Here is a 5,094-nt window from a genome sequence, read left to right on the forward strand (position 1 = left end):
CATCATAGCACAGTAATCTTATTCTATGAGATATTATCTAATTTATTGATTATAAATAGATTTATATATGGCATGAAACTTGGTTATCTCTTCTCGTCTTAACGTTTTGAGCGATTCAAAATAGCTCACCAATAACTACATCGTCATGAACAACTAATCAGGAGATTGAACATGGGTATTTTTTCTCGTTTTGCCGATATCGTAAACTCGAATATCAGTGCACTGTTAGATAAAGCGGAAGATCCTGAAAAGATGATCCGCTTAATCATCCAAGAGATGGAAGACACCTTGGTGGAAGTACGCACCAATTCGGCCAAAGCTATTGCGGATAAGAAAGAGCTCGCGCGTAAAGTGGATTCTATGGCCTCTCATATTGAAGATTGGCAACAGAAAGCGACCTTGGCGCTTGCTAAACAGCGTGAAGATCTCGCTCGCGCTGCTTTAATTGAAAAAAAGAAATTGCAAGAAATGCAGAAAGGCTTGCACACTGAACAAACCTTGGTAGAAGAAACTATCGATAAATTGACTGGGGAAATCGGTAAGTTAGAGGCCAAAATTGCCGAAACACGGGTGAAGCAACAAGCTTTGGCACTTCGTAGCCAAACTGCGCACAACCGTCGTGATGTGCAACGTCATTTGCATACTAGCCGTACTGATGAAGCGATGGCGAAGTTTGAGCAGTACTCGCGTAAAGTCGATGAACTTGAAGCTGAAGCCGATCTCTACGCTATGTCTGGTAACGCTAAGTCACTCGACCAAGAATTTGCTGAACTTCAAGCGCAAGATGAAATTGAACAAGAGCTAGCAAAACTGAAACAGCAAATGGACAAAAACCAATAACGAGGAGTGGCATATATGTCATCATTTTTTATCGCAGGTCCACTGATTGTCTTTTTGATTTTTGTTGCACCGATATGGCTTTTTCTGCATTACAGAGGTAAACGACATAGCAGCAACTCATTGTCACAAGAGGATTTAGAGCGGATTAAAGCGTTATCTGAAAAAGCGGAAAAACTGCAAAGCCGTGTTGAAACCCTTGAACGCATCTTAGATGCTGAATCACCGACTTGGAGGCAAAATCATGGCTAGCCGAGAACTCTATAAAGATCCGGTCAATGGCAAAATAGCTGGCGTATGCGCTGGGCTTGCTAATTATCTTGGGTTAGAAGTTTGGTTGGTGCGTATATTGGTCATCTCGGCTGCACTACTCGGTGGTGGTTTTTTAGTGCTTTTAGCTTATATGGCTTTGATGCTGATGTTAGAAAAGCAGCCTACTCAGTATGTTGAAACGCTAAAAGCCCAACGCGAACATACATTGAAGAATAAGCCTTGGGAGCAAGGACAAACCGCCGAAGCTTTGCTGGCGACATTGGATCAAGATTTAACTCGAGTGGATCAGAAAATCCGTAAAATGGAGGCTTATGTCACCTCTGAAGCATTTAAAGTCAATCGTGAGTTTAATCAGCTTTAAAAGCAAAGCTGGCACGTAGATTTGCAGTGTCATTGTTCAACTGACACTGAAAATGAAGGTAAGGGTAAGGAAACAAAAAATGAAGCATCATACAGAAATGACTTGTGCATGGGCGATGAATCACCCTTTAGAGCGCGATTATCACGATAATGAGTGGGGCATTCCCGTTTACGATGATGTCAAGTTGTTCGAATTTTTGACGTTAGAAGGTGCGCAAGCTGGGCTGAGCTGGATTACGATTTTGAAAAAGCGCGAAGGTTATCGCTTAGCCTTTGACGGTTATGATCTTGAAAAACTGGCTCAGTACGACGAAACGCGGGCACCTTACATTATCGAACATTTCGATGTGGTGAAGCACAAAGGAAAAATTGCCTCTGTCTATTCCAATGCACGAGCGGCTTTACTGTTGCAGCAAGAGTATGGTTCCTTATCCAAAGCATTGTGGCAGTTTGTGGATGGTCAACCAGTGCTCAATCATTGGCAGCAGATGAGTGATATCCCTACATCGACGCCCACGTCTAAGGCGATGAGCCAATTTCTAAAGAAAAAAGGCTTCAAGTTTATCGGCGAAACGATTTGTTATGCTTTTATGCAGGCGGTGGGTATGGTGAACGATCATTTGGCTGATTGCCCCAAGCGTTAATTTTTCAGGGTAACCTAATATGCAAAAGACCGCTGAAGATTCAGCGGCCTTTTGTTCTTCCGCTCATATTATGCACGCAGAGCAAGCTGTGCACTGTAGCGTTCTAATCCCGCTTTTAGATCAGCGATCAGATCGTCTACATCTTCAAGACCAATATGCACTCGAATCAGTGTACCTGCAAAGTGCGGGTGTGCGACGGTTCTTAAACTATCAAAGCTTTTGGGTTCATTAGCTAAAATCAGGCTTTCAAACCCACCCCATGAAAAGCCCATACTAAAATGTTGCATGCCATCGAGCAAAGCCGTCGTAGCTTTTATATCACTGCTCTTTAATACAAATGAAAACAGCCCGTTACCACCAGTGAAATCACGCTGATAAAACTCATGTCCAGGACAAGTCTCTAACGCAGGATGGCGAACGTGATCCACTTCAGGTTGCTCTGCTAACCAGTGTGCAATGGCTAAGCTATTTTGAGCATGTTGACGTAAGCGAACATCTAACGTTCTTAGCCCTCGTAGCCCTAAATAAGCGTCATCAGGTGAGACACATTGTCCCATCAAATAGCTTTGCTCTCGCAATTGATCCCAGCATTTTTCATTGGCAATCGCTGTTCCTAACATCACGTCTGAGTGGCCAACAATGTATTTCGTCGCCGCTTGGATCGAAATATCAACACCATGTTCAAAAGGTGAAAAGTTCACGCCTGCCGCCCAAGTGTTATCCAGCATGACAATGATGTCATGTTCATGTGCAACCTGCGCTAAGGTTGGGATATCTTGCACTTCCATCGTGATCGAACCGGGTGATTCAGTGAACAACACTTTGGTATTGGGTTGGATCAAAGTACGGATCCCTTCACCTATGGTCGGTGGGTAGTAGGTCGTTTCTATGCCCATTTTTTTCATGATTTTTTCACAAAAATCACGAGTAGGTTCATAGCAAGTGTCGACCATCAGAATATGGTCACCCGTTTGCACAAAGGAAAGAATACTATTGGCAATGGCGGCCGCACCGCAAGGGAAAAGCGCGCAACCGACGCCACCTTCAATTTCCACCATTGCTTCTTGGAACGCAAAGTGCGTATGAGTACCACGGCGTCCATAAAAGAGTGTTTTATTAGCCCGATTGACAGTGGCCTGATTTTTTTCAGCCACACTATCAAATACAACGGTAGAGGCGCGCTGAATAGGTGGGTTGACAACGCCATTGGTCCACTTTTTACTACGACCCGCATTGACCAACAGTGTTTTTTTACCTTCTGACATCCGAAATCCTTGTCTGGGAGAGAGTTCGTTATTTAAAACATGGAGTTGCCTAGCTTGGCAACCCCAGTCAGATAAAAAGTTTACAGCAGCGGATTAAACAGATAGAACAATCGTTCAAAAAACCTATGATACAGTGGGCGTTGCTCCCATATTGGTAGCTCAACCAAGTGAGATTGTTCTATATAGTGTTGCTGTAGCCAGTTCATTTCCTGAGTGAAGGATTGGTCTTCAATCGCGAGCGTGACTTCAAAATTGAGCCATAGGCTGCGCATATCGATATTCACTGTACCGACAAGACAGAACTGGTTATCGATCACGACGGATTTAGTGTGCAGCAAACCACCGTAGAATTCGTATATTTTCACCCCGGCTTCCAGTAGCTCACCATAGAATGCGCGAGATGCCCATTTGACCATCAATGAGTCATTTTTATGTGGAATAATGATTTCAACATTGATACCGCGCTGAGCGGTCATTTTTAGCGTTGCTAATAGGTCTGCACTAGGCACAAAGTAAGGGGTAGTGATCCTAACGGATTGGTTTGACTGATTAATCGCCAGTGTTAACACTTGGGAGATTAAGTTTTCTGGCATACCAGGGCCTGAGGGGACAACCTGTACTGGATGATGGGGTTGATCCGGGCCAATTGTACATTCTGGTTGTGCTGGTAACATACGTGTTCCCGTTTCCACCTCCCAATCCCAGCAATGTACGGCGGACAGCACATTGACCGCAGGCCCGGTAATACGAACCATAATATCGACCCATTGACCCACACCGGAGTTTTGTTTGAAATAGGCCGGGTCAACCAAATTCATTGAGCCTGTGTAGGCAATTTTATCGTCGATAACAATGATTTTACGATGTTGGCGTAGGTCTAAGCGGCGTAAGAACATCCGCCACGGGCTCACTTCTAACGCTTGGACGACTTCAACTCCTGCGTCTTTCATCATGGTATACCAATGACTTTTGAAGAAGCGGGGGCTCCCTGCGGAATCAAGCAGCAGCTTAACGTGCACATCCCGTTTGGCCGCTTGGATCAGAGCCGACGCAACCGAATCCGCCAATCCACCTGGGTGCCAAATATAAAATACCATTTGAATACTGGTGTGAGCTTGTTCGATGTCGGCAATGATGGAATGCAGAATTTCGTTAGGGGAGGTTTGCAGTGATAACGTATTACCACTTAAGGCCGGAATCCCCATGCGGTGGTTACACAGTTCATCAATTTTATAAATTTGAGCACCCATTCCCTCAGGGGCATGAGCCTGGCAATCGTTAAGCTGTCTAAACCAATCACCAAATGGAGCAAACATTTCCTTCGCACGCTCTGCACGCTTGCGCCCTAAATTTAGCTCACCAAAAAGAAAGTAGCAGATCACTCCCACAATCGGAATGATATAAATCACCATCAGCCAAGCCAGAGAAACACTCACAGCTCGGCGTTTCAATACAACGCGTAGCGTGACTGCGGCGACCAAAAACCAATAGAGTGCGATGCCTGCTAAAGTAAGAACGTGGTAAACCTTGTCCATGCCATTAATCTTGTCGATAGAATAAGTCACGATAGTAAAGGGAAAGGGAAAAGTAAAGGAAGTTTATCGCGTGAATAATATGAAAATAGTAACAGATGAATTGTGTTACTAAAGTGATCATAGCAGTTTAAAAAAATGATCTGAGGATAAAAAAGCAACAATTGAACTATAAAACTACGG

General features: G+C 44.2%; 6 protein-coding genes. 4 read left to right on the forward strand and 2 right to left on the reverse strand.

Annotated elements, in window-relative coordinates:
- Positions 1-171 precede the first annotated feature (171 nt).
- From pspA to AACT21_RS06345, 4 genes are read left to right on the forward strand one after another with little or no spacing between them, the layout of a single operon-like run.
- Positions 172-840 carry a phage shock protein PspA gene (gene pspA, locus AACT21_RS06330; protein WP_026027628.1) on the forward strand — a complete coding sequence of 223 codons (669 nt, stop codon included), beginning with the start codon at positions 172-174 and terminating at the stop codon, positions 838-840.
- A gap of 15 nt (positions 841-855) precedes the next feature.
- Entirely contained in the window at positions 856-1,089 is a 234-nt protein-coding gene (gene pspB, locus AACT21_RS06335; protein ID WP_026027627.1) for an envelope stress response membrane protein PspB, read from the forward strand.
- Positions 1,082-1,471 carry an envelope stress response membrane protein PspC gene (gene pspC, locus AACT21_RS06340; protein WP_013857036.1) on the forward strand — a complete coding sequence of 130 codons (390 nt, stop codon included), beginning with the start codon at positions 1,082-1,084 and terminating at the stop codon, positions 1,469-1,471. The genes pspB and pspC overlap by 8 nt, the downstream gene beginning before the upstream one ends.
- A gap of 52 nt (positions 1,472-1,523) precedes the next feature.
- Complete coding sequence (locus AACT21_RS06345) at positions 1,524-2,114, forward strand: DNA-3-methyladenine glycosylase I (RefSeq protein WP_013857035.1); 591 nt, start codon at positions 1,524-1,526, stop codon at positions 2,112-2,114.
- Positions 2,115-2,182: 68 nt separating this feature from the next.
- Here AACT21_RS06345 and AACT21_RS06350 read toward each other — a convergent pair whose 3' ends face one another.
- Positions 2,183-3,379 (reverse strand): cystathionine beta-lyase, encoded by a 1,197-nt coding sequence (locus tag AACT21_RS06350; protein ID WP_094164088.1) that lies wholly within the window; start codon positions 3,377-3,379, stop codon positions 2,183-2,185.
- Between the two features lie 80 nt (positions 3,380-3,459).
- Complete coding sequence (gene cls / locus AACT21_RS06355; protein ID WP_026028020.1) at positions 3,460-4,914, reverse strand: cardiolipin synthase; 1,455 nt, start codon at positions 4,912-4,914, stop codon at positions 3,460-3,462.
- Positions 4,915-5,094: the final 180 nt, after the last annotated feature.

Origin of the sequence: Vibrio sp. V08_P9A1T1 (genome assembly GCF_963874405.1) — a bacterium.
In the GTDB taxonomy this organism is placed as follows: Bacteria; Pseudomonadota; Gammaproteobacteria; order Enterobacterales; family Vibrionaceae; genus Vibrio; species Vibrio anguillarum.

Bases quoted from the DNA above. Each gene is read 5' to 3' on its own strand.
- pspA (WP_026027628.1), top strand. From the start codon at position 172: ATGGGTATTTTTTCTCGTTTTGCCGATATCGTAAACTCGAATATCAGT.
- pspC (WP_013857036.1), top strand. From the start codon at position 1,082: ATGGCTAGCCGAGAACTCTATAAAGATCCGGTCAATGGCAAAATAGCT.
- AACT21_RS06345 (WP_013857035.1), top strand. From the start codon at position 1,524: ATGAAGGTAAGGGTAAGGAAACAAAAAATGAAGCATCATACAGAAATG.
- AACT21_RS06350 (WP_094164088.1), bottom strand. From the start codon at position 3,379: ATGTCAGAAGGTAAAAAAACACTGTTGGTCAATGCGGGTCGTAGTAAA.
- cls (WP_026028020.1), bottom strand. From the start codon at position 4,914: ATGGACAAGGTTTACCACGTTCTTACTTTAGCAGGCATCGCACTCTAT.
- pspB (WP_026027627.1), top strand. From the start codon at position 856: ATGTCATCATTTTTTATCGCAGGTCCACTGATTGTCTTTTTGATTTTT.